Annotated in this window: 26 protein-coding genes; all 26 read left to right on the top strand. The window is 28.9% G+C overall.

All coding sequences use genetic code 11. The annotated features are described in order from the left end of the window. The first annotated feature begins 151 nt into the window (after positions 1-151). The 26 genes from ACRC28_RS12205 (at position 152) to ACRC28_RS12330 (ending at position 21620) form a co-directional block, all read left to right on the top strand. The gene (locus ACRC28_RS12205) at positions 152-964 is read left to right on the top strand and encodes a PHP domain-containing protein (RefSeq protein WP_438543721.1); all 813 of its coding nucleotides are present in this window, start codon (positions 152-154) and stop codon (positions 962-964) included. Positions 965-982: 18 nt separating this feature from the next. After that, the gene (locus ACRC28_RS12210) at positions 983-2176 is read left to right on the top strand and encodes a pyridoxal phosphate-dependent aminotransferase (RefSeq protein ID WP_438543722.1); all 1194 of its coding nucleotides are present in this window, start codon (positions 983-985) and stop codon (positions 2174-2176) included. Between the two features lie 119 nt (positions 2177-2295). Then, positions 2296-2934, top strand: a complete 639-nt coding sequence (locus ACRC28_RS12215) for an HAD-IB family hydrolase (RefSeq protein WP_438543723.1) — start codon at positions 2296-2298, stop codon at positions 2932-2934. Positions 2935-3037: 103 nt separating this feature from the next. Then, positions 3038-4747, top strand: a complete 1710-nt coding sequence (locus ACRC28_RS12220) for a flagellar assembly protein A (protein WP_438543724.1) — start codon at positions 3038-3040, stop codon at positions 4745-4747. Positions 4748-4756: 9 nt separating this feature from the next. Beyond that, on the top strand, positions 4757-5200 hold the full coding sequence (locus ACRC28_RS12225; protein WP_438543725.1) for a chemotaxis protein CheW: 444 nt from the start codon (positions 4757-4759) through the stop codon (positions 5198-5200). A 9-nt stretch (positions 5201-5209) separates the two neighbouring features. After that, positions 5210-5698: a chemotaxis protein CheD gene (locus ACRC28_RS12230; RefSeq protein WP_438543726.1), complete on the top strand. Its 489-nt coding sequence runs from the start codon at positions 5210-5212 to the stop codon at positions 5696-5698. Positions 5699-5710: 12 nt separating this feature from the next. After that, positions 5711-6757, top strand: a complete 1047-nt coding sequence (cheB, locus tag ACRC28_RS12235) for a chemotaxis-specific protein-glutamate methyltransferase CheB (protein ID WP_438543727.1) — start codon at positions 5711-5713, stop codon at positions 6755-6757. 1 nt (position 6758) lies between these two features. After that, a complete protein-coding gene (locus ACRC28_RS12240; RefSeq protein WP_438543728.1) occupies positions 6759-7526 on the top strand; it encodes a CheR family methyltransferase in 768 nt (255 codons plus the stop codon). Between the two features lie 12 nt (positions 7527-7538). Next, the gene (locus ACRC28_RS12245; protein ID WP_438543729.1) at positions 7539-9527 is read left to right on the top strand and encodes a chemotaxis protein CheA; all 1989 of its coding nucleotides are present in this window, start codon (positions 7539-7541) and stop codon (positions 9525-9527) included. Between the two features lie 16 nt (positions 9528-9543). Further along, the gene (locus tag ACRC28_RS12250; RefSeq protein WP_438543730.1) at positions 9544-10146 is read left to right on the top strand and encodes a chemotaxis protein CheC; all 603 of its coding nucleotides are present in this window, start codon (positions 9544-9546) and stop codon (positions 10144-10146) included. A gap of 15 nt (positions 10147-10161) precedes the next feature. Further along, positions 10162-10521 (top strand): response regulator, encoded by a 360-nt coding sequence (locus tag ACRC28_RS12255; protein ID WP_438543731.1) that lies wholly within the window; start codon positions 10162-10164, stop codon positions 10519-10521. 18 nt (positions 10522-10539) lie between these two features. Continuing rightward, positions 10540-10935 (top strand): chemotaxis protein CheW, encoded by a 396-nt coding sequence (locus tag ACRC28_RS12260; protein WP_438543732.1) that lies wholly within the window; start codon positions 10540-10542, stop codon positions 10933-10935. A gap of 19 nt (positions 10936-10954) precedes the next feature. Further along, a complete protein-coding gene (gene fliM / locus ACRC28_RS12265; RefSeq protein WP_438543733.1) occupies positions 10955-11944 on the top strand; it encodes a flagellar motor switch protein FliM in 990 nt (329 codons plus the stop codon). 1 nt (position 11945) lies between these two features. Continuing rightward, positions 11946-13097: a flagellar motor switch phosphatase FliY gene (fliY, locus tag ACRC28_RS12270; protein WP_438543734.1), complete on the top strand. Its 1152-nt coding sequence runs from the start codon at positions 11946-11948 to the stop codon at positions 13095-13097. Between the two features lie 108 nt (positions 13098-13205). Further along, entirely contained in the window at positions 13206-13484 is a 279-nt protein-coding gene (locus ACRC28_RS12275) for a flagellar biosynthesis anti-sigma factor FlgM (RefSeq protein WP_438543735.1), read from the top strand. Further along, positions 13474-13878, top strand: a complete 405-nt coding sequence (locus tag ACRC28_RS12280) for a flagellar protein FlgN (protein WP_438543736.1) — start codon at positions 13474-13476, stop codon at positions 13876-13878. Before ACRC28_RS12275 ends, ACRC28_RS12280 begins: the two co-directional genes overlap by 11 nt. Positions 13879-13881: 3 nt before the next feature. Further along, positions 13882-15657 (top strand): flagellar hook-associated protein FlgK, encoded by a 1776-nt coding sequence (flgK, locus tag ACRC28_RS12285; RefSeq protein ID WP_438543737.1) that lies wholly within the window; start codon positions 13882-13884, stop codon positions 15655-15657. A 12-nt stretch (positions 15658-15669) separates the two neighbouring features. Continuing rightward, the gene (gene flgL / locus ACRC28_RS12290; protein WP_438543738.1) at positions 15670-16620 is read left to right on the top strand and encodes a flagellar hook-associated protein FlgL; all 951 of its coding nucleotides are present in this window, start codon (positions 15670-15672) and stop codon (positions 16618-16620) included. Between the two features lie 13 nt (positions 16621-16633). After that, positions 16634-17062: a flagellar assembly protein FliW gene (gene fliW, locus ACRC28_RS12295; protein ID WP_438543739.1), complete on the top strand. Its 429-nt coding sequence runs from the start codon at positions 16634-16636 to the stop codon at positions 17060-17062. A gap of 1 nt (position 17063) precedes the next feature. Beyond that, positions 17064-17282, top strand: coding sequence for a carbon storage regulator CsrA (csrA, locus tag ACRC28_RS12300; protein ID WP_438543740.1), 219 nt, complete (start codon positions 17064-17066; stop codon positions 17280-17282). Between the two features lie 15 nt (positions 17283-17297). Beyond that, entirely contained in the window at positions 17298-17645 is a 348-nt protein-coding gene (locus ACRC28_RS12305) for a flagellar protein FlaG (protein WP_438543741.1), read from the top strand. A 5-nt stretch (positions 17646-17650) separates the two neighbouring features. After that, entirely contained in the window at positions 17651-17920 is a 270-nt protein-coding gene (locus tag ACRC28_RS12310) for a hypothetical protein (protein ID WP_438543742.1), read from the top strand. Positions 17921-17928: 8 nt separating this feature from the next. After that, complete coding sequence (gene fliS / locus ACRC28_RS12315; protein WP_438543743.1) at positions 17929-18303, top strand: flagellar export chaperone FliS; 375 nt, start codon at positions 17929-17931, stop codon at positions 18301-18303. 13 nt (positions 18304-18316) lie between these two features. Continuing rightward, positions 18317-19801 (top strand): flagellar filament capping protein FliD, encoded by a 1485-nt coding sequence (gene fliD, locus ACRC28_RS12320; RefSeq protein ID WP_438543744.1) that lies wholly within the window; start codon positions 18317-18319, stop codon positions 19799-19801. A 1-nt stretch (position 19802) separates the two neighbouring features. Further along, complete coding sequence (locus ACRC28_RS12325; protein WP_438543745.1) at positions 19803-20126, top strand: hypothetical protein; 324 nt, start codon at positions 19803-19805, stop codon at positions 20124-20126. Between the two features lie 306 nt (positions 20127-20432). After that, positions 20433-21620, top strand: a complete 1188-nt coding sequence (locus ACRC28_RS12330) for a flagellin N-terminal helical domain-containing protein (RefSeq protein ID WP_438543746.1) — start codon at positions 20433-20435, stop codon at positions 21618-21620. Positions 21621-21942: the final 322 nt, after the last annotated feature.

The raw sequence follows: 21942 nt of genomic DNA on the forward strand, positions 1-21942 counted from the left end.
CTCTTTTTTAGAATATAAAAGTATAGCGACACTAGGTGATTTGAAAAGTAGAAAATATAAAATTACTACTGTGAAAAAATGTAAAATAAATAATTTACATTAGAGAGTAATAATGGTATATTCTATATAGAGAAAAGGAAGGTGTTTAGAGATGAAATATGCAGATTTACATATTCATTCTTCCTATTCAGATGGCAAGCTTACACCAGAAGAAATAATAAAAATAGCTATAGATAAAGGTGTTAAGTATATATCAATAACGGACCATGATTCAATAGATTCACAGTATATTATAGATAAAAATATAAAAGATATAGAAATCATATCGGGAATTGAGCTTAGCACAGAAATAAATGAATTAGAAATTCATATGCTTGGATATTTTATTGATTATAAGGATGAAAAGCTTATAGCTAGAGTAGATAAAATAAAAGAAGAACGAATAATAAGAGCAAAAAAGATTTGTTGTAAATTAAATGAAATAGGTATTAAATTAGATGTGGAAAAACTTATATTAGAGCATCAGGCCATAGGAAGAGCACATATTGCAAATGAAATAGTAAATATGGGGTATGAGGAAAATTTTAAAGTAGCATTTAACAAGTATCTAATTAAAGGAAAGCAAGCTTATGAACAAGGAAAAAAATTAAGTTATAAGGAAGCTATTAATCTTATAAAAGAAAGTGGTGGAATTCCTGTGATTGCTCATCCAGGAAAGATATATAGATCTATGGATATTGAAAAAATCATAAAGGAATTAAAATGCTATGGATTAGAGGGTGTAGAAGTGTATCATCCAAGTCATAGTAAAGATAAAATAAACTTCCTATATAATATATGCAAAAAGCATAAGCTTTTAATAACAGGTGGAAGTGACTTTCACGATATTACAGAAAATGAAATAATAATAGGTACGCAAGGTATAAATGAAATATTATTAAATAAACTAATAAATTGTAAGTAAAAAAAGGGGGACGAAACTATGGAATTTTCTAAAAAAGCAATGGATATAGCACCATCTATTACGCTTAACATTACAGCTAAAGCAAAGAAGCTTAAAAGTGAAGGGAAAAATATAATTAGCTTTGGAGCTGGAGAACCAGACTTTAATACACCTAAGAATATAATAGACAAAGCAATCTTAGCTATGAATGAAGGAAAAACAAAATATACACAAACATCAGGAATAGAAGAGCTTAAAGAAGCTATATGTAAAAAGCTTGAAAATGAAAATAATTTAAAATATAAGTCATCACAAATTATTGTAAGTACAGGAGCAAAACAATGTTTAGCAAATGTATTTTTAGCTATATTAAATCCAATGGATGAAGTAATAGTTTCTGTTCCTTATTGGGTTAGTTATCCAGAGCTTATAAAAATGGCAGATGGAGTTCCTAGATTCATAAATAGTGGCGAAAAAAATGATTTTAAGATTACTGTAGATGTCTTAAAGGAAAATGTAAATGAAAAAACAAAAGCTATAATTATAAATAGTCCAAATAATCCAACAGGAACTATTTATAATAAAGAAGAATTATTAGAAATTGCAAAATTTGCAGAAGAGAAAAAGCTTATAATTATATCTGATGAAATTTATGAAAAGCTTATATATGATCATAATGAGCATATTAGCATAGCGTCACTTACACCATATGCATATGAAAATACTATAGTTATAAATGGACTATCTAAGTCAAGTGCAATGACAGGCTGGAGACTTGGGTATGCGGCAGGAAATGAGGATTGTATAAAACTTATGGTGTCTATCCAAAGTCATATGACATCAAATACTAATTCAATAACTCAATATGCAGCTTTAGAAGCTTTAGAAGGACCAAAAGAAAGCCTAGAATTTATGAAAAAAGAATTTTCCAAAAGAAGAAACTTTATGATTGAAAGATTAGGTGAAATAAAAAATATTAACATCATAAAACCAGATGGAGCATTTTATGTAATGGTAGATGTGAGTAAATATTATGGAAAAACTTATAATGCTAAAAAAATAAATGATTCTTTAACATTCTCAGATGTTTTATTAGAAGAAAAAGAAACAGCGGTAATTCCAGGAATAGGTTTTGGATTAGACGAGTTTATAAGATTATCTTATGCAATATCAATGGAGCATATAAAAGAAGGATTAGATAGAATCGAAGAATTTTTAAATAATATAGAATAATATATAAATGCATTAAAAGAATAAACACTTTTAGTGCATTTTTTATTTAATTAAAAGAATAATATTTATATAATGTTTATTAGAGAGAAAAATATAGAAATAAGGATGGAATTTTTTAAATGGTTAAATTAGGAATATTTGATATCGACTTTACTATAACGAGTAAGGAAACATTAATGCAGTTTTTTAGATATATGATAATGAAAGATAAAAGAAATTTAAAATTTTTACCTAGAGCAATAGGTTCAGGATTCCTTTATGGAATAAAGGTATTTGATGAAAAGAAAGTAAAAGAAAGCTTTCTAAAGTTTATAGATGGAATCGAAGAAAAAGATTTAGCAAATATAGTTAAAGGATTTTATAGAGATAGACTAAAAAATATTTTATATAAAGATGCAATAGATATGATAAAGAAATTAAAAGGTGAAGGATATGATATATATTTAATTTCAGCATCACCAGAATTTTATTTAAATGAGTTTTATGACATAAAAGAAGTAGACCATATTATAGGAACAAGATTTAGTTTCCATAAAGGAAAATTTAGAAGAATAATGGAAGGAAAGAACTGTAAGGGAGAAGAAAAGGTAGAAAGACTAAAGAAATATTTAAAGGATAATAATATCCAAGTTGATTTTAAAAATTCTTATATGTTTTCGGATTCCTTAAGTGATAAGCCTTTATTAGATTTAGTAGGAAATCCATATTTAATAAATTTTAAAAAGAAAAGTGAGATAAAAATACTAAATTGGAAGTAAAATTAAAAATGTTAATAAAATGGATAAAATATTAATAAAAAATGACTAAAAAGATATAAATGTGGTATACTAAAAGAAATAAATTGTAGCTGAGGTATAGTATATGGGTAATGAGAATTTATTTAAAAATCCTGATAAGCGAATTATAGATATAAAAAAATATAACGTAAATTCCCTTGAAATATCTTATGAAAAAAATTTATTAGTTTTAGTAAATGGGAAAAAGATAGGAAATAATAGCGAAATAAATAGAGAAGATAATGTAGTTTTATATAGAGAAAAAGAAAAGGGAAGTCGAAAATTAGAATTAGAAGTAAGTAAAGATAGATTAAAAGTAATAGGAAAGATAGTATACATAGATAAATTAAAAAAAGAAATAAAAGAAGTATTTAAAGATGGAGTCTTAACGCTAACAGAAGTCGAAACAACATTACTTGAAAAGGCTGATAGGTATAGAGAAAATGAAATCTTAAAAGTGCTTAAAGAATCAAATATAAATTATGGAATATTAAGAAAAAACGTAGAATTACTCTTACAAAAAGAAAATGAAAAAATAGAAATTGCAAGAGGAATAGCACCAGTTTCTGATGAAGAAGACACTCTTAAAATTCTTCTAGAAGAAAAAATAAAAAAATTAGATGAAGATAAAGTAGATTACAGAAATAGAAATGATATAACTATGGTTAAAAAAGGGGAAATTATAGCTAAAGTTATGGTAGGAAAGATAGGTACACATGGAATAGATGTATTTAATAAGGTTATTTTAAAGAAAAATAAAACACCATTAAATATAAAATGTGTAGAAGGGTGTATTTTTAAGGAAAATAAGGTTATAGCTCTTATAGATGGAAAAGTAAGAATTAAAGGAAAGGAATTTACCCTTTCAAAAATATTAGAAATAAATAAGAATGTAAATATGGATAGTGGAAATGTGAGCTTCCTAGGAAACTTATTTATAAATGGGAATGTAGGAATAGGTATGACTGTAACTTCAGGAGAAAGTCTTACTCTAAAAGGAAATGGAGAAGAATGTACTTTAATATCTAAAAAAGATGCAATTATTGATGGAAGCTTAATTCAATCAAATGTTTTAGTTGGAATGAAAGATAAGAATTTGTCAAATTATCTAGAAAATTTAAGGAATTTGAATTTTAAAGTAAATGAGTTAGTAGAATATGTAGAGCAAATATTGCAAGCTCAGAACAATTCAAAATTTGGTGAGATGATAAAGGTTATTATAGAAAAGAAACTACAAGATATCCCTAAAATAGTATTTTTACTTTTAATATATAAGAAGGATAATGAAGAATTCTTAGAAAGAATGAAAACTAAATTTATAGGGTTAGGTCCATTAGAAATAAAAAGTAAGTTTGAATTAAGAGATATAGGACAAGCCATCCAAAAAGAAATAGAAAATAAAGAAAAGGATATAGAAGAAAAATCAAAGCTAGAGATAGGATATGTACAAGATACAAAAATTAATTGTTATGGTGATATAGTATTTACAGGAAAAGGAGAATATATATCTCATATTATATCTAGTGGAAGCATAGTATTTTCAGGTGAAAATGCAATAGCTAGGGGTGGACATTTAAAAGCAAAGAATAATATAGAATGTAAGGTTATAGGAAGTAGTGGCGGTGCAAAAACTATATTAGAAGTTGAAGGTAATGGACAAATTACTGGTGAATTAGTATATAGAAATACATTAATTAAGTTTGGGAATAAAGAAAGAATTATTGAGGAAGACTCGAAGAATTTAAAGGCTTTCTTAAAAAATGGAGAAATAGAAATAGAGAAAATAATTTTATAGGAGGAATTTATGGAAAGTAATCTTAAGGTTTTAATATTCGGATTGAATGGTGAATATTTTGCAACAGATATAGGACAAGTTGAAAGGATAATAGGTTATGATAAACCAACTAAAATCCCAGAGGCCCCAAGTTTTGTTGAGGGAGTAATAAAGCATGAAGAAAGAATAGTTCCTATTATAAATATGAATGAAAAATTTTGTATAGAAGATAACAAGGAAGAAAATAAAAAAATCATAATAATTAAAAGGGAAGAAAAGAAATTTGGAATTATAGTTGAAAATGTATATGAAGTTAAAGATATAAAAGATGAAGAGATTGAGGAAGCACCAGAAATTGTATCTAATATTAGAGGAAGTTATATAAAAGGAATTGTAAAATTAGATGAAAGAATAATTATTCTTTTAGATTTAGAAAAGATTCTAAAGAGAGAGGATGAAGAAAAGATATTTTAGGAGGAGAATATGGTAGTCGAACAAATTAAGGTGGGGATAGCAGATTATAAGATTGCAAAAGCACCACATAAAATTATGACTATAGGGCTCGGGTCCTGTGTGGGGATATCTATCTTTGATTCTAAGCATAAAACTGTGGGGCTTGTGCATATAATGCTAGCAGACAGTAGAAAATTTAAAAACATTGAAAACGAAGTTAAATATGCAGACTTAGCTATTCCAAAGGTAGTTAGAGAAATGATAAAAGGTGGAAGCCTTAGAATAAATTTAAAAGCAAAAATAGCAGGTGGTGCATCTATGTTTAGCTTTAGCGATACTAGGATGATAAGTGATATAGGAAAAAGAAATATTATTGCAGTAAAAGAAGCATTAAAAAAAGAAAGAATTGATATCGTAGCAGAAGATATTGGAGGAAATAAGGGCCGAACTATGGTTGTAGATACACTTACAGGAGAAGTAACACTTAAAGTAGTAGGTGTGGGTATTAAAAAAATATAAGGAGACATTTTTATGCTTATGGATACAAAAGTTATAGTTATAGATGAATCAGCTTTTATAAGAAAAGTAATTTCAGAGTATATAAATGAAGTAAGAGGATTTGAAGTTGTTGGTCGATTTAGAGATATAAAAAACTCTATAAAGCAAATTATAAGTCTTAAGCCTGAAGTGATTGTATTAGATTTAAATAAAGAGGAAGTAGATGGATTAGCAAATTTAGAAGATTATGTGGAAAAAGAAAAGAATGCAAAAATAATAGTTGTTAGTGAAAATAGTAAAGAAGAATTTATAAGAAAATTAAATGGAAAGCTTTTAAAGAATATAGAATTTATATATAAAAAAGAAGACTTCACTATGGATGGAATAAAAAGTATAAAGAATGAATTAATTAACAGTCTTGAAGCTTGTATTAATAAAGAACATAAGATAAGTTATCAAAAAAAAGAGATAAATGTACAAAATAAACAAAAAGAAAAAAAAGAATATAAAAAAATAGATGTCTTATTAATAGGAGCTTCAACAGGCGGGCCAAGGGCATTAAATAAGTTGCTTAGTAGCATAACTAAAAGGTTAGATATACCTGTACTTATTGTTCAACATATGCCAGTTGGATTTACAAAAACTTTTGCTGAAAGATTAGATAGAAGTTGCAAGAATTTTAAGGTTGTAGAAGCAGAAGATGGAATGAGTTTAGAAAAAAACAAGGTTTATATAGCAAAGGGTGGAATACATATGTGTATTTCAGAAAACAAGACTATAAGGTTTGATGATAGTAAATCTATATGGGGAGTAAAGCCAGCGGTAGATAAATTGTTTATATCAGGAGCTAAAGTATATAAGGGAAATGTCCTTGCATGTGTTTTAACAGGAATGGGAAGAGATGGTGCTGAAGGGATTAAAAAAATAAAAGAATGTGGTGGGGTAACTATTGCAGAGAGTGAAGAAACGTGCCTTATTTATGGAATGCCAAAGGCAGCTATAGAAACAGGAGATATTGATTATGCTTTAAGATTAGAATTAATCCCATCTAAAATAGAAGAATGGGTGAGAGAGGTATAAAATGAATTTTGAGAAATTTTATGAGTGGGTTTATAAAGAATTTAAAATAAATTTGTTAGCCTATAAAGAAGTTCAATTAAATAGAAGAATTCAAAACTTAATGACAAAACTAGGCATGAGTAATTTAGAAGAATATTCAAAGCTTTTAAAAGAAAATTATGAGGAAAGACAAAGGTTTCTAGATTATATAACTATTAATGTAACAGAGTTTTATAGGAACCCAGAACTTTATAAGGAATTAAATGATATTTTAAAGAAAAGATTAGAAGAGACGAAAATGGGCTTAAAGGTTTGGAGTGCAGCTTGTTCAATAGGATGTGAGCCCTATACAGTAGCTATGATACTCAAAGAAATAAATCCAAGGCTAAGACATAGAATAATAGCTACAGATATTGATGAAACAATATTAAAAAGAGCAAGTGAAGGAATTTACACAAAGAATGAGATGAGAAGTGTTGAAAAAAATATAGAAAATAAATATTTTAATAAGGTACTAACTAAATATCATATTTCAAATGAAATAAAAAGCTTAGTTACCTTTAAAAGACATGACTTAATTATGGATTCTTATGATAAGAATTATGATTTAATACTTTGCAGAAATGTAGTTATTTACTTTAAAAATGAGGTGAAAAAGGAAATTTTCAAGAAATTTTCTGAGGCCTTAAAGCCAGGGGGGCTTCTTTTTGTAGGAGCAACAGAGAGTATATATAACTCAAAGGAATATGGTCTTTACAAAGAATCAACATTTATATATAGAAAAATGTAGGGAGGGGTACAAATGGATACATCTCAATATATGACTATGTTTTTAGAGGAATCTATGGATAACCTACAAACATTAAGTGAGTCATTATTAGAGTTAGAGAAAAGCCCAGAGGATGTAGAAATCTTAAATCAAATATTTAGAGTTGCACATACAATAAAAGGGATGGCAGCTACTATGGGTTTTACTGATATTGCAGAACTTACTCATAAGATGGAGGATGTACTATCAGATTTTAGAGATGGAAAGATGAAGGTTACACCTATTGTGGTAACAGTTCTTTTTGATTGTTTAGATACTTTAGAAAAAATGATTGATATAGTTCGTGAAGAGGGTGAAGGAACTATAGAAATTAAGGATATTATTAAAAGATTAGAAGAAGTAAAAAATGTCACTGATTCTAAAGAAGAAGTAGAAAAAATAGAAGAAAAAAGTATAGAAGAAAGTAATTTAGTTCTAAATGAATATGATTTGTCTATAATAAAACAAGCGGTTGAAAGAGGGTATAATGCATTAGAATTAAAAATAGTGTTAAGTGAAAATACTCTATTAAAATCTGCTAGGGCATTTTTAATATTTCAAGATTTAGAAGAAAAAGGTGAAATAATTAAATCAAATCCTTCAACAGAAAAAATTGAAAATGAAGAGTTTGAATTTACTATAGAGATAATTATTTTAACTACATCAAAAAAAGAAGAAATAGAAAAACTCGTAGAAAATATTTCAGAAGTAGAAAAGATTTATGTTAAATCTTTAGATTTTCAAAATGAAGAAGAAAAAAAGCCTATAGAAGAAATAAAAGAAAAAAAGATAGAAGAGAAGCCGAAAAAAGAAGAGCCTAAAAAGAAAGAAGAAAAGAAGGCTAAAGCTAAAAAGGTACATCAGTCAGTAAGAGTAGATTTAGAAAAAATAGATAATTTAATGAATATGGTATCAGAGCTTGTAATATATAGAACAAGACTTGAGCAGATAGTTATTGATAACAAGGAAAGTGAATTAAATGAAACTTTAGAGCAAGTGGGAAGAACTACCTCAGACTTGCAAGACTTAGTTATGAAAATTAGAATGTTACCATTAGATGTCGTTTTCAATAGATTCCCAAGAATGATAAGGGATGTATCATTAGAACTTAAGAAAGAAGTTAATTTTATAATTGAGGGAGCAGATACAGAACTTGATAGAACTGTAATAGATGAAATCGGAGAACCTCTTATTCACCTTTTAAGAAATGCAATAGACCATGGAATTGAAAGTAAAGAAGAGAGAGTACAAAAGGGTAAAAATCCCATTGGAACTATAAAGCTTCAAGCATATCAAGAAGGAACAAAAGCCTTAATAAAGGTTACTGATGATGGTGCAGGAATAAATGTAGATAAGGTTCGAAAAAAAGCAGAAAGAGTTGGAATTTCAACTGATGGAATGAGTGAACAAGATATTAAGAACCTTATATTTGCACAAGGATTTAGTACGAATGAAGTTGTTACAGACATTTCTGGTAGAGGTGTTGGAATGGATGTAGTTAAAACAAAAATTGCATCTCTTGGAGGAACAGTTGAATTAACAAGTGAGGAAGGTGTAGGATCTACATTTATAATAAGACTTCCTTTAACATTACAAATTATACAAGCTTTATTAGTTAATGTAGGTGATGAAACCTTTGCAATTTCACTTGGATTTATTGATAGAGTTATAGGATATGATAAGGAAAATATAAAAAAGACAAATGGAAAAGAAGTAATAGTATATAGAGATAGAGTAATTCCTTTAGTTAGATTAAATGAAAAATTAAATATAGAATCAAAAGAAGGAAAGAAGAAATTTGTGATAATAGTAAATGCAGGGGAAAGAACTTTTGGACTATTAGTAGATTCATTAATAGGACAGCAAGAAATAGTTATTAAGCCTTTAGGAAGAACCCTAAAAGGATTAAATGAATATATTGGGGCAACAATTTTAGGAAATGGGTTAGTAACCTTAATTCTAGATGTAGGTGTCTTATATTAGAGAATAGGAGGTGCTTATGACAGGGGATAATATTTTTAACTCTTTAGAACTAGATGCTATAAAAGAGGTGTCTAACATAGGAGCTGGAAATGCGGCGACATCTTTATCAGTGATTTTAGGTCATAAAGTAGATATGAGTGTGCCATCAGTGAATATGATTAAGTTTTCAGAAATATATGATTTAGATGGAGAAAAAGAAGTATATGGAATAATAGTAAGAGTAAGGGGCGAAATACTCGGAAACATACTTATTGTTTTTGAAAAGATTTTAGCAGAAAAGCTAATAGAAAAACTAACAGGAAAGCGAGAGGAAAATCTAACGGAGCTTGGAACATCAGTTTTAAGTGAAATTGGAAATATTATATCAGCAGGATATATGAATTCAATCTCAGACTTTACAGGGCTTAAAATAAGCCCATCAGTTCCAGGAGTAGCACATGATATGTTAAGTGCTATAGTGGGAACCGCAATTTTAGAATCAGAGCAGTATGGTGAATATATATTAGATATAGAAACTATATTTAAAGGTGAAGGTGAACATGATTTTGGAATAGATTTTTATTATATTCCAGCACCTGGAGCATTAGAAAAAATATTAAAGAAAATAGGATTAAATTAATTGGAGGGTATAAAAATGGCAAGAGTATTAATTGTTGATGACGCAGCGTTTATGAGAATGATGATAAAGGATATATTAGAGAAGAATGGATTTGAGGTAGTGGGAGAAGCAGCTAATGGTCAAATAGCAGTAGATATGTATAAAAAGGAAAGACCAGACATAGTTACAATGGATATAACAATGCCAGATATGGATGGAATTGAAGCTGTAAAAAGAATAAAGGAATTTGCACCAGAGGCAAAAATTATAATGTGTTCAGCTATGGGACAACAATCTATGGTAATGGATGCAATAAGAGCAGGAGCAAAAGACTTTATTGTTAAGCCATTCCAAGCTGATAGAGTTTTAGAAGCAGTTAAAAAAGTATTAGGTTAAAGGAATTGGTAAAAAAATATGCAAATAGTTGTATTTAAATTAGGTGAGGAACATTTTGCAGTAAAAACTGAAAAGGTACAAGGGATAAATGATATTATGAGCATAACAAAAGTACCAAATGCTCCAAGCCATATTAAAGGACTAATAAACCTAAGAGGAAGTATAAAGTCTTTAGTAGATATAAATTTGTTATTAAACATAAGTAATTCAAGCATACAAGAAAATATAATTATATTAGATATAGATGGTGAAGAAATAGGGATTTTAGTAGACACAGTAGAAGAAGTTTTATCTTTAAATGATGATGAACTTAGAGTGTTTAGTGGTGAAAATAAAGAAGATTATATAGAAGGTATAATAAAATATGAGGACAGACTATTAACAGTTATAGATATTGAAAAGCTGTTAAATTAGTTAGAAATGGAGAAGGTGTATGGCAGAGGTTTTATCTCAAAGCGAAATTGATGCTTTGCTATCTGCTTTATCAACAGGTGAAATAGAGGCAGATGCTGTTAAAGAAGAAGAAGGAAAGCAAAAGGTTAAATTATATGACTTTAGAAGTCCGCAAAAGTTTTCAAAGGATCATATAAGAACATTTGAGCTTATTTATGATGATTTTGCAAGAAGTGCATCAAATTACTTAACAGGACAACTAAGAAATAATGTGAAAATGAAAATAGAAACGCTTCAACAGATAACTTATGATGAATTTGTACATTCAGTACAGAATCCTACAATGATGTCTATATTTAAAATGCCACCACTTGCAGGAAGCTTAATGATTGAAGTAAACCCAGAGTTTGCATTTGCAATTATTGATATTCTACTTGGTGGAAGTGGGCAAAAGGTAAAGGTGAATAAAGAGTTTTCAGAAATAGATAAAAACATAATGAAAAGTGTAATGACAGATATGGTAAAATATATGAAGGGTGCATGGGAAGATATATTAGAAGTTTCTCCAGAGATAGAGGGGCTTGAAACAAACCCAATGCTTAACCAAAGCTTAGCACCAAATGAACCTGTAGTATTAATTACTTTTTCAGCTGAAGTATCTAAAACTGTAAGCTTTATAAATTTATGTATTCCATATTTAAGTGTGGAAAAAATATTAGATAAGTTAGTTGTACAGTATTGGTTCCAAAACACAGAGGAAGATGGTATTCAAAAAGCCTCAATGGAAAAAATAAGAGATGGGTTAGATAAGATTGAAGTGGATATACATGCTGATTTAGGAGAATCACAAATAACAGTAGATGATTTCTTGAATTTAGTAATAGGGGACGTTATAAAGCTAGAAACTAAAACTACAGAACCAGTAAAGGTATATGTAGAGGATGAGGAAGCCTTTATAGGAGAACCAGGTAAAATAGGTAAAAATATGGGTGTTTCAATCTTAGATATAATAAATGAGGGTGTGAATTAATATGAGTAATGGTTTTTTATCACAAGAAGAAATAGATTCTCTTTTAAATGGAGATGGAAAAGATGAAAAAAGTAATAAAAGTGAGTTAACTGATATAGATAAGGACCTTTTAGGAGAAATTGGGAATATTTCCATGGGTTCTGCATCAACAGCATTGTACCAAATTATAGGACAAAGTGTTAATATAACTACGCCAGTAGTAAAGACAACAACACTTAAAGAAATAAAAAGCACATTTACAACTCCAAATGTGGTTTTAGACGTAGAATATACATCAGGAATAATAGGAAGAAATATTTTAATTATAAAAACAAGTGATGCTGCAGTTATTGCAAACTTAATGATGGGTGGAGATGGTATAGTTACAGAAGATGTAGAGCTTTCTGAACTTGAGTTAAGTGCTGTAAGTGAAGCTATGAATCAAATGATTGGTTCATCTGCAACTTCAATGGCAACTATGTTTTCAAGAGAAGTTAACATATCGCCACCAAGTTGTAAAATATGGAGTGAAACAGATGAGTTATTAACAGAAAAAATTCCTGAAGAAGAAGAGATAGTTAGAGTATCTTTTAAAATGACTATAGGGAATTTAGTTGATAGCAACATAATGCAAATATTACCTCTTAAAACTGCTAAAAAAATAGTTTCTATAATGACAGGAACAGAAGAAGCAGAAGAAGTAAAAGAAGTAAAAGAAGTAGTTGAAGAGAAAAAAGAAGAAGTTATAGTTCCGAAGATGAGAGAAGAAAAGCCTCAAATGAGAAAAGAAGAGGTTAGAGTTGAATATGAAAGAAAGCCTTCAGGAAATGTTTGTGAAAAAGAAATGGAAAACATAGAAATTCATGAAGCAAGCTTTGGAGAATTAAAAAGTGAAAAAAGAAAAGATGCTATGCCAAATAATATTGATTTAATTTTAGATGTTCCACTTTCTATATCTGTAGTTCTTGGAAGAACAAAGAAAAGCATAAAAGATATATTAGCACTTGGAACAGGGTCTTTGATAGAACTTGATAAACTTGCAGAAGAGCCAGTTGAAATTTTAGTAAATGGAAAAAATATAGCTTATGGTGAAGTTGTAGTTGTTGATGAAAACTTTGGTGTAAGAATAACTAGTATAGTGTCAAGTTCAGATAGAATAAAATCTTTAAAATAAGGGTAAAAAGAATTAACAAGAAATTTGTTAATTCTTTTTTTATAGAAATTTTTAAAGTATTTTTAAAAATAAACGATAATAAAGTATATACAGTTTGGAGGGAATAAAATGAAGGTAAATGGAGCATATAATGCAGTAAAGGCCTATTCAATAAATAAAGTAGGCAGAAAAGAAGAAGTAAAAAAAATAAAAGAAAAAGACAAAATTGAAATTTCGTCTTTAGGAAAAAGTTTAAATAATTTTGGAGCAGAATTTGATGAAAAATCAAGAGCACAAAAGGTTAATGATATAAAAATAAGTATAGAAAATGGAACATATAAGGTGAATTCAGGAAAACTTAAGGATGCGTTAATAAAGCATATGGGAGAAAGTAAAAATGAATATTAGAGAAATTTTAAATGGAGAACTAAAGGCTTTAGAAAATCTACTAGGGCTTTTAGAAAAACAATTTAAATTGATAATGAAAAAAGATGTTTTTGAACTTGAAGAAATAGTTGAAGAAATAAAACATGGAAATAAAGATGTAGCACAGTGGGAAGTAGAAAGAAGAAAAATAACAAAGGGAAGAGAAATGTCTCTTGTAATAGAAGAATTAAAGGATGAAGAGGCAGATAGAATTTTAAGAGAAATAAAAAAAATATTACATAGTTTAAAAGTACAAAAAGAAACAAATGAGCTTTTAATAAAGCAAGAGATAAGCTTTAATCATCAAATATTAAATGTAATGAATCCAAAGAGAGAAATAAAAACATATAATTCATATGGAGCACTTAGGAGGTAGACAATGTCAGGATTATTTTCAACCTTTAATATAGCAAAAAGAGGAATAAATGTTCAGCAAAGAACGATAGATGTAACAACTCATAATATAACAAATGTAAAAACACCAGGTTATTCAAGACAAAGAGCAAAAATAGAAACTACAAGAGCACATGGTGGTGTAGCTACAGGTGGAGCCGGTGCAGGACAAGTAGGAACAGGAGCACAGGTAGCTGCAATAGAAAGAATTAGAGATAACTTTTTAGATTACCAAATAAGAGGGGAAACTAGTGTTATAGGAAAGTATGATGTAAGAAACAGATATCTTTTTGAAGTTGAAACTATATTTAATGAACCTTCAGAAAATGGTTTATCAACACTTCTTGGAAAATTCTTTGATGGATTTCAAGAATTATCAAAGCAACCTAGTAGCTCAAATGCTAGAACAGTTGCAGCTCAACAAGCATTAGCATTAACAGATGGGATAAATCACACATATAACCAACTTGAAAAGCTTCAAGATAATGCAAAAATGATGCTTAAAAGTAATGTATCAGAAATAAATAGTTATTTAGACCAAATAAATAGATTAAATGAAGAAATTATTTCAGTAACAACAGCAGGACATGCACCAAATGACCTTTTAGATAAAAGGGATTTACTATTAGACCAGTTAAGTTATAAATTTGATATAACAGTAGACAAAGAAAAGTTTAATGGAATAGATTTAAAGCCAACAGAAGGTGGAAAAATGAATTCCTTAAATTTAGTATCTGCAAGTCCTAATACTGAAACAGCACGTTTTTCAATAGTATCAGGAGTAGAAAAAGATAAGAATGATGAAAATGTATATGTAATTAGCTATTATAAAAAAGGAAATTCAGATAACTCAGAAAATCTTCAAACACTTAGAGTTACAGGAATGAGTGATGAAGATGCAAAAAGAATAAAAGAAAGTGGAGTTTTATGGGCTAATGAAGAGGGACAGGCTACTAAGGGAGATGGATATCCAATAGATAATGGACAACTTATAAACTTCTCAGAGCTTATGGTTTTCAGTCCTACAAGTGGAGAGGTTAGTGGAAATATAAGTATTCAAGCTGATATTCAAAAATTTATGGATGAACTTGATAACTTAGCTAGGGCAATAGCCTTTTCAGTAAATGCTATCCACAGTGGAGAAGAAAATGGATTAAATGATGATATGCCTTTCTTTGTAAACAGTAGTATAGCAAAATATAATTCTAATGGATTAATGACAAACTTAGATACTATATTAGAAAATGAAAAAAATATAACTGCAAAAAATATAACAGTAAATAAAGAAATATTAGAAGACGTAATGAAAATAAACACAAAAGAAGATAAGAGCAATGGAGATTCTGATGGAAAGAGAGCCTTAGCTATAGCAGAGCTTAGAAAAACAATGATTAGAATCCAAGACTTTAGAGGAAAGGTTAGCACTCGTGAAGATATGTTCTTATCTACTAAGGGTGGAAGCAACCTAGTTAATTTAGGAATGACTATTGAAAATGCAAGTAGTGGAATGACTATTGATTCATACTTTAAAGATATGATAGATAGGTTAGGAGTTCAAGCACAAGAAGCTTCAAGAATGGTAGAAAACCAAGAAGAACTTTTAGCAAATCTTGAAATGAGTAAAGCATCAGTGTCGGGAGTTTCTTTAGATGAAGAAATGGCAAATATGGTTCAATATCAACATGCATATAATGCAAATGCAAAGGTAATTGCAACTGTAGATGAACTTTTAGATGTAGTAGTAAATGGTCTTAAAAGATAGGGGGAGAAATTAATGAGAATAACAAATTCAATGATGGCAAACAATTTCATGAGAGATATGAGAAAAAATCTTGGGAATTTAAATAAAATAAATGGACAATTAACATCAGGAAAAGAAATTAGAAGACCTTCAGATAACCCTTTCAAGGTGGCAAGGTCAATGCAACTTCACTCAGATATAAATGCAAACAAGCAATATAATTCAAACATAACAGATACAATAAACTTTTTAGATGCAACAGATACAGCATTAAATCAACTTACAAATGTTATGCAAAGAACTAGAGAACTTATGGTTTCATCAGGAAATGCAGCTTATGGAGAAGAAGAACAATTAGCAATTAAAAATGAAATAGACCAAAAGCTCAATGAAATGACACAAATATTAAATACAAGCTTTGATGGGAAATATATATTTGGTGGAACAGCAGGGACAAGCAAGCCATTAGAAGTTCGTGATGGAGAAATGATATTTGTAGATAAAAGTGGAAATAGAGTGGACATAGAAGAAGGAAGTAATGAGGCAGTAAACTTAGGTCAAAGTCTTACAGTAGAAATATCACAAGGCGTAAAGGTTGATTACAATGTTACAGCAAAAGAAATATTAATCTTTGATGATATAAATACAATGGACCTTATGAAAAATATATCAAACAATATAAATTCAGAAGACCCAGAGGAGAGAGAAAAGGTAATAGGAGAAAATTTAACATCAATAGATAAAGTAGTTTCAAACTTAATGAAGGTTCGTGGAGAAGTAGGAGCACTTCAAAACAGAATGGAAAGTGCCTTAGAAAAAAATGAAGCAGAAAACTTGAATATGACAGAAGTTTTATCTAACAATGAAGATATAGACTTTACAGAAAAAACAATGGAAGCCTCAATGGCAGAAACAGTCTATATAGCAGCACTTCAAACAAGTGCAAAAGTACTTCCACCAACACTTATGGATTACTTAAGATAGGAGATAAAAATTTATGGAAATAAAATCAAAGGTACATGGAAGCTTAGAATATAAGGAAGAAAATAAAATATATTTTAAAAATGGAATATTAGGCTTTGAAGAGTTAAAAGAATTTGCAATAATAGATATAGAAGACAATGAATTATTTAAAATACTTCATTCATTAGAGAATATGGAATTATCATTAATAATAATGAGTCCATTTAATGTAGAAGAAGGATATGAAATAAAATTAAACAATAAAACAATAGAAAATCTAAAGATAAAAAAAGAAGAAGATGTTTTACTATATACAATAGTAACTTTAAATGGTGATATAAAAAAGATAACAACAAATATGGCAGCACCACTTGTAATAAACATAAATGAGAATTTAGGAGAGCAAGTAGTTTTAGATAACTTTAGGTATAAGATAAAACATCCTATAAATAAGGAGAAATAAAATGTTAGTAGTAAGCAGAAAAAAAGAACAATCAATAATTATAGGTGAAGATATTGAGATAAAAGTTATAAGCGTAGAAAATGGAGTAGTAAAGCTTGGAATAGAAGCTCCAAAAGATGTAAGTATAGTAAGAAAAGAAATAATAGTAGAAGTAGAAAATGAAAATAAAGAAGCAAGCAAAATAGATTTAAATCTTTTAAAAAATTTAAAAATAAAATAAAGGAGAAAAAGGGCTATGGATATCAAATTAGTACATGAAGTAAACAGACAAGGATTTGATATTTACAAATCCAGCATAGACAATGGAAAAATAGTTAGAATAGAAAAAAATAATAATAATGAAGAACAAAAAGGTTTCGATAAAAAAGAATTAAATAGGCTTATAAAAGAATTAAATAAACACCTAGAAAAAGAAGATACCTATGCAAAATATGATGTGCATGAAAAACTTGGGGACATAATGATAAAAATAGTAAGCAAAGAAACAAAAGAAGTCATAATAGAATTTCCACCAGAAAAAATACTAGATATGGTGGCAAAGCTATGTGAAAATGCAGGAATAGTATTAAATAAAAAGGCTTAAAAGCTATGGAATATAGATTAAATAAAATTGATACAGATGCAAGAAGAAAAGTTTTAGAAACCACGAAAAATGGAAAGATACACAAGGGTGGAAATCTAGAAAAAATAAAAAAAGATAAAGAAAATATAAAAAAAGAGAAAAAAGAAAGTAATCATAGGAGAATGTATATTACAGTAGATGGGAAAAAAAATATTGGTAAAAACATAGAAATAGATGGGGAATTAGAAGTAAATAAAGAAAATTCTATAGGAACTATTTTAGATAAAAAGGGGTAGAAAAGTTTATGTATAACAATGGATATAATATGTATAAAAATAATAGCGTAACATATGCTTCAAAGGAAAAAATATTATTAATGCTTTTAGATGGTGGAGTTAAATTTTCTAAAGTAGCTAAAGAAGCTATAAGAGAAGGAAACGTAAAAAAAGCTCATGAAAGCCTTGTAAGAGTACAAGATATTTTTGCAGAACTTATGTGTACATTAGATTTAGATGCAGGAGATTGGGCTAAGGAAATCTTTAATGTATATTCTTTTATAAGAGAAGAATTAGTTAAAATAAACTTAAAGAAAGATGAAGAAGGATTAGACAAGCTTATTCCAGTTATAGAAGAAGTAAGAGACCTTTGGTATGAAGTAGAGAAAAAGGCAAAAGTATAAGGAGTGAGAAAATATGAGAATATCAGGTTTAGCCACAGGATTAGATACAGATAATTTAATAAAAGATATGATGAAGCCACATACAGTACGTGTAGATAGAGCAAAAAATGATAGAACACTTTTAAAATATAAGCAAGATATATATAGAAATACAATAAAGCAAGGAAAAGAGTTCTATAATAAATACTTCACAACAAAAAGTGAAAATTCAATAATCATGAGTAGTGCATGGCAAGGAGTTTCCTTTGAATCAAGTAATAGTGCAGTTACAGCAACAGGTGGAAGTACAACAAATGGAGCTACTTATAAAGTAAAAGTAGAAAAGATTGCTACAAGCACAAACATAAAGGTAGATCAAAAGGAACTTGATGGGAAAGAAAGTATAAAGCTTGAAATGAAAGGTAAAGATGGAAAAGTAAAATCTATAGAAGTAAAGCTTACAAAAACAGAAAAAGATAAAGAAGTTCCATTATCTAAGGATGAGATAGTAAAAAATTTAAACAAAGAATTAAAAGCAAATGAAATAGATGTTACAGCAAAATATTCAGACCTTGCAGGAGGTTTAGTATTCACTTCAAACCAAACAGGAAAAGATGTAGATTTTAATGTATTTGTAAAAGAAGATAAAAAGCCATATAGCCAAGTTGCAGATAAAACAGTGGGAGAAGATGCAAGAGTTTTAATAAACTATGGTGGTAAAGAGCCGTATGTATATGAAGGTTCATCAAATACAGTAACATTAGATGGAGTAACTTTTAACTTTTATGATGTTACAGGAGATGAAGAAATAAGACTTACAGGAAAAACAGATGTAAAAAAGACTAAAGATTTAATAGTTAACTTTGTAAATGATTATAATAACCTAATGGGGAATTTAAATAAGTTATTAAACGAAAAGAAAGACAGAAACTATGCACCTCTTACAGAGGAACAAAGAAAAGATATGTCAGAAGAAGAAATAAAGCTTTGGGATGAAAAAGTAAAATCAGGATTAATGAGAAGAGATTCAGATTTAGATAGAATAGCAAGAAACTTAAAAGAAACAATGAGAAAAACTATAGGTGGATTAAACTTAGAAAAAATAGGAATAACACCTGTAGCAGATTATGGAGAAAAAAATGGAACCTTCACAATAGATGAAGACAAGCTAGAAGAAGCACTGAAAAAAGACTTTGAAGGAGTAAAAGACCTTTTTGTAGGAACAGAAAAAGGAAAAGAAGGTGTAATAACTTCAATGAAAGATGTGTTGTACAAAGAATTTGAAACAGTATCAGCACCCCTTCTAAAAAAAGCAGGATACGAAGGTTCAGTAACAGCCTTTGACAACTCAATAACAAAAACTCTAGAAAAGAAAAATAAAATGATAGCAGAAATGGAAAGAGACTTAAAAAGAAAAGAAAATGCATACTATATGCAATTCTCTAGACTAGAAACTCAAATGTCAAAACTAAACAACCAAAGTGCATACCTAATGCAACAGCTAGGAATGGGAATGTAAAATGATAGAAAAACTTTTAAATGAATATAAAAATCTTACAGAAAGCCTAATAGAAGAGGCGAAAAATAATGGAGACATAGAAGAACTAGTAGAAAAAAGAGAAAAAATAATAGAAAGCCTAAAGAATTTAGAAATAAAAAATGAACTAAAAGAATTCAACAAAGAATTCAATATAAAAGAAAAAGAAGAAATCCTAACAAAAGAACTAGAAAAAAGAAAAAAAGAAATAAAGCTAGAGCTAGAAAAAATAAAAAAAAGAAAGCTTATGAGAACAAGTTACGGAAACAACATAGGACAAAATAATTTCTTAAATAAAAAAATATAATATATAAATAGAAAAGCTTAGAAGAGGAAACTCCAATTCTAAGCTTTTAAGCTTTAAAAAATTTTTTTTCAAAAACTAAAATCCAAACCCCGCGGCACGGAACAGCTTACAGCTAGTCCGCTTGCCCGGAGTTTGTGGAGAAACTAACCAACAGTAAATGAGTCAAAATAAAAAATTAAAAAAATTTTTTCAAAAAACTATAAAGTATATAGAAGTACATCCGATAAATAAGTATAAGCAAAAGATATTGCTTAAATAAAAAATTAAGGACAAGGATGTCCGCTTAAATTCAAGGAGGAATTTATTATGATAATTAATCACAATATGAGTGCTATGAATGCACACAGACAAATGGGAATCAACAACAACATGCAAACTAAGTCAATGGAAAAGTTAAGCTCAGGACAAAGAATAAACAGAGCTGGTGATGATGCTGCAGGACTTGCAATATCAGAAAAAATGAGAGGACAAATCAGAGGACTTGATCAAGCTTCAAGAAATGCTCAAGATGGTATCTCAATGATCCAAACTGCTGAAGGAGCACTTGGAGAAACTCAAAACATAATCCAAAGAATGAGAGAATTAGCAGTACAAGCTGGTAATGACACAAATACAACAGACGATAGAAAACAAATCCAACAAGAAATAAACCAACTTACAAACGAAGTAAACAGAATTTCTAACACAACAGAATTCAATACTCAAAAATTAATAGAAGGTTCAGCAAAAGATGGATTTAAACTTCAAATTGGAGCTAATGAAAACCAATCAATGACAATTGGAATCAATGATATGGGAGCTAAAGCTTTAGGAATTTCAGGAACTGAAAAGGCACTAGAGAACTCAGGAGCAAATAAAGTTATAGCAAAAGTTGATATTAAAGCAGATGAAAAATTGACAATAACTGTAGGGACAGAAACAATTGATGTATTAACGGGTGCAGCAGGTGGGACTTCAGTTGCTACAACTGAATTAACTGGGAAGTTAAATGATGCATTAGCAAAGAATAATATTGATGCTAAATTTGAAATGAAAGATGATGGAACGTTAGTAGTAACAGGAAAAGATAAAGATAAAATTAAAGAGGTTAAAAATAATGCAACTACAGTTTCAGGAACTATTTCAGAGAAGGAAACAAACGAGTTTAAAAATGGAATAACAAATGGTACTGATGATACAGCAATTGGTTCAGCATTAGATGTTTCAACACATGATGCAGCTAAAGCAGCTATAACTAAATTTGATACTGCTATAAATACAGTTTCAACTGAAAGAGCTAAACTTGGAGCATTCCAAAATAGATTAGAGCACACTATAGCAAACGTTGATACTTCAGCTGAAAACTTACAAGCTGCTGAATCAAGAGTAAGAGACGTAGATATGGCTAAAGAGATGTTAAACTTCTCTAAAGCTAACATTTTATCTCAAGCTTCACAAGCTATGCTTGCACAAGCTAAACAAGCACCACAGGGTGTTCTTCAATTATTAAGATAATTACCAAAAATCAGATGGATTTCATTTCCATCTGATTTTTTTTGCGGTAAAATTTAAGTACATATAAGCAAAAAATAAAAATTAAAATAGAGACTAAAACCCAAACCCCGTGGCACGGGTGGGCTAAATAGCTAGTCCGCTTGCCCGGAGTTTGTGAAGGACTAACCGAAAGTAAGTGAGCCAAAAATATTTTTTATTTTTAATGTAATTTCTAAAAAGTTACACAAGGGAAATTGTTTAAATCTAAAAATGAAAAATCTACTGTTTAAGGTTTTAATGGGTTGAATCATTTTAAGATTGGTTAGTTTTTACAAGAAGGACT

It is taken from the genome of Clostridium sp. (assembly GCF_051650885.1).
Classification (GTDB): domain Bacteria; phylum Bacillota; class Clostridia; order Clostridiales; family Clostridiaceae; genus Clostridium.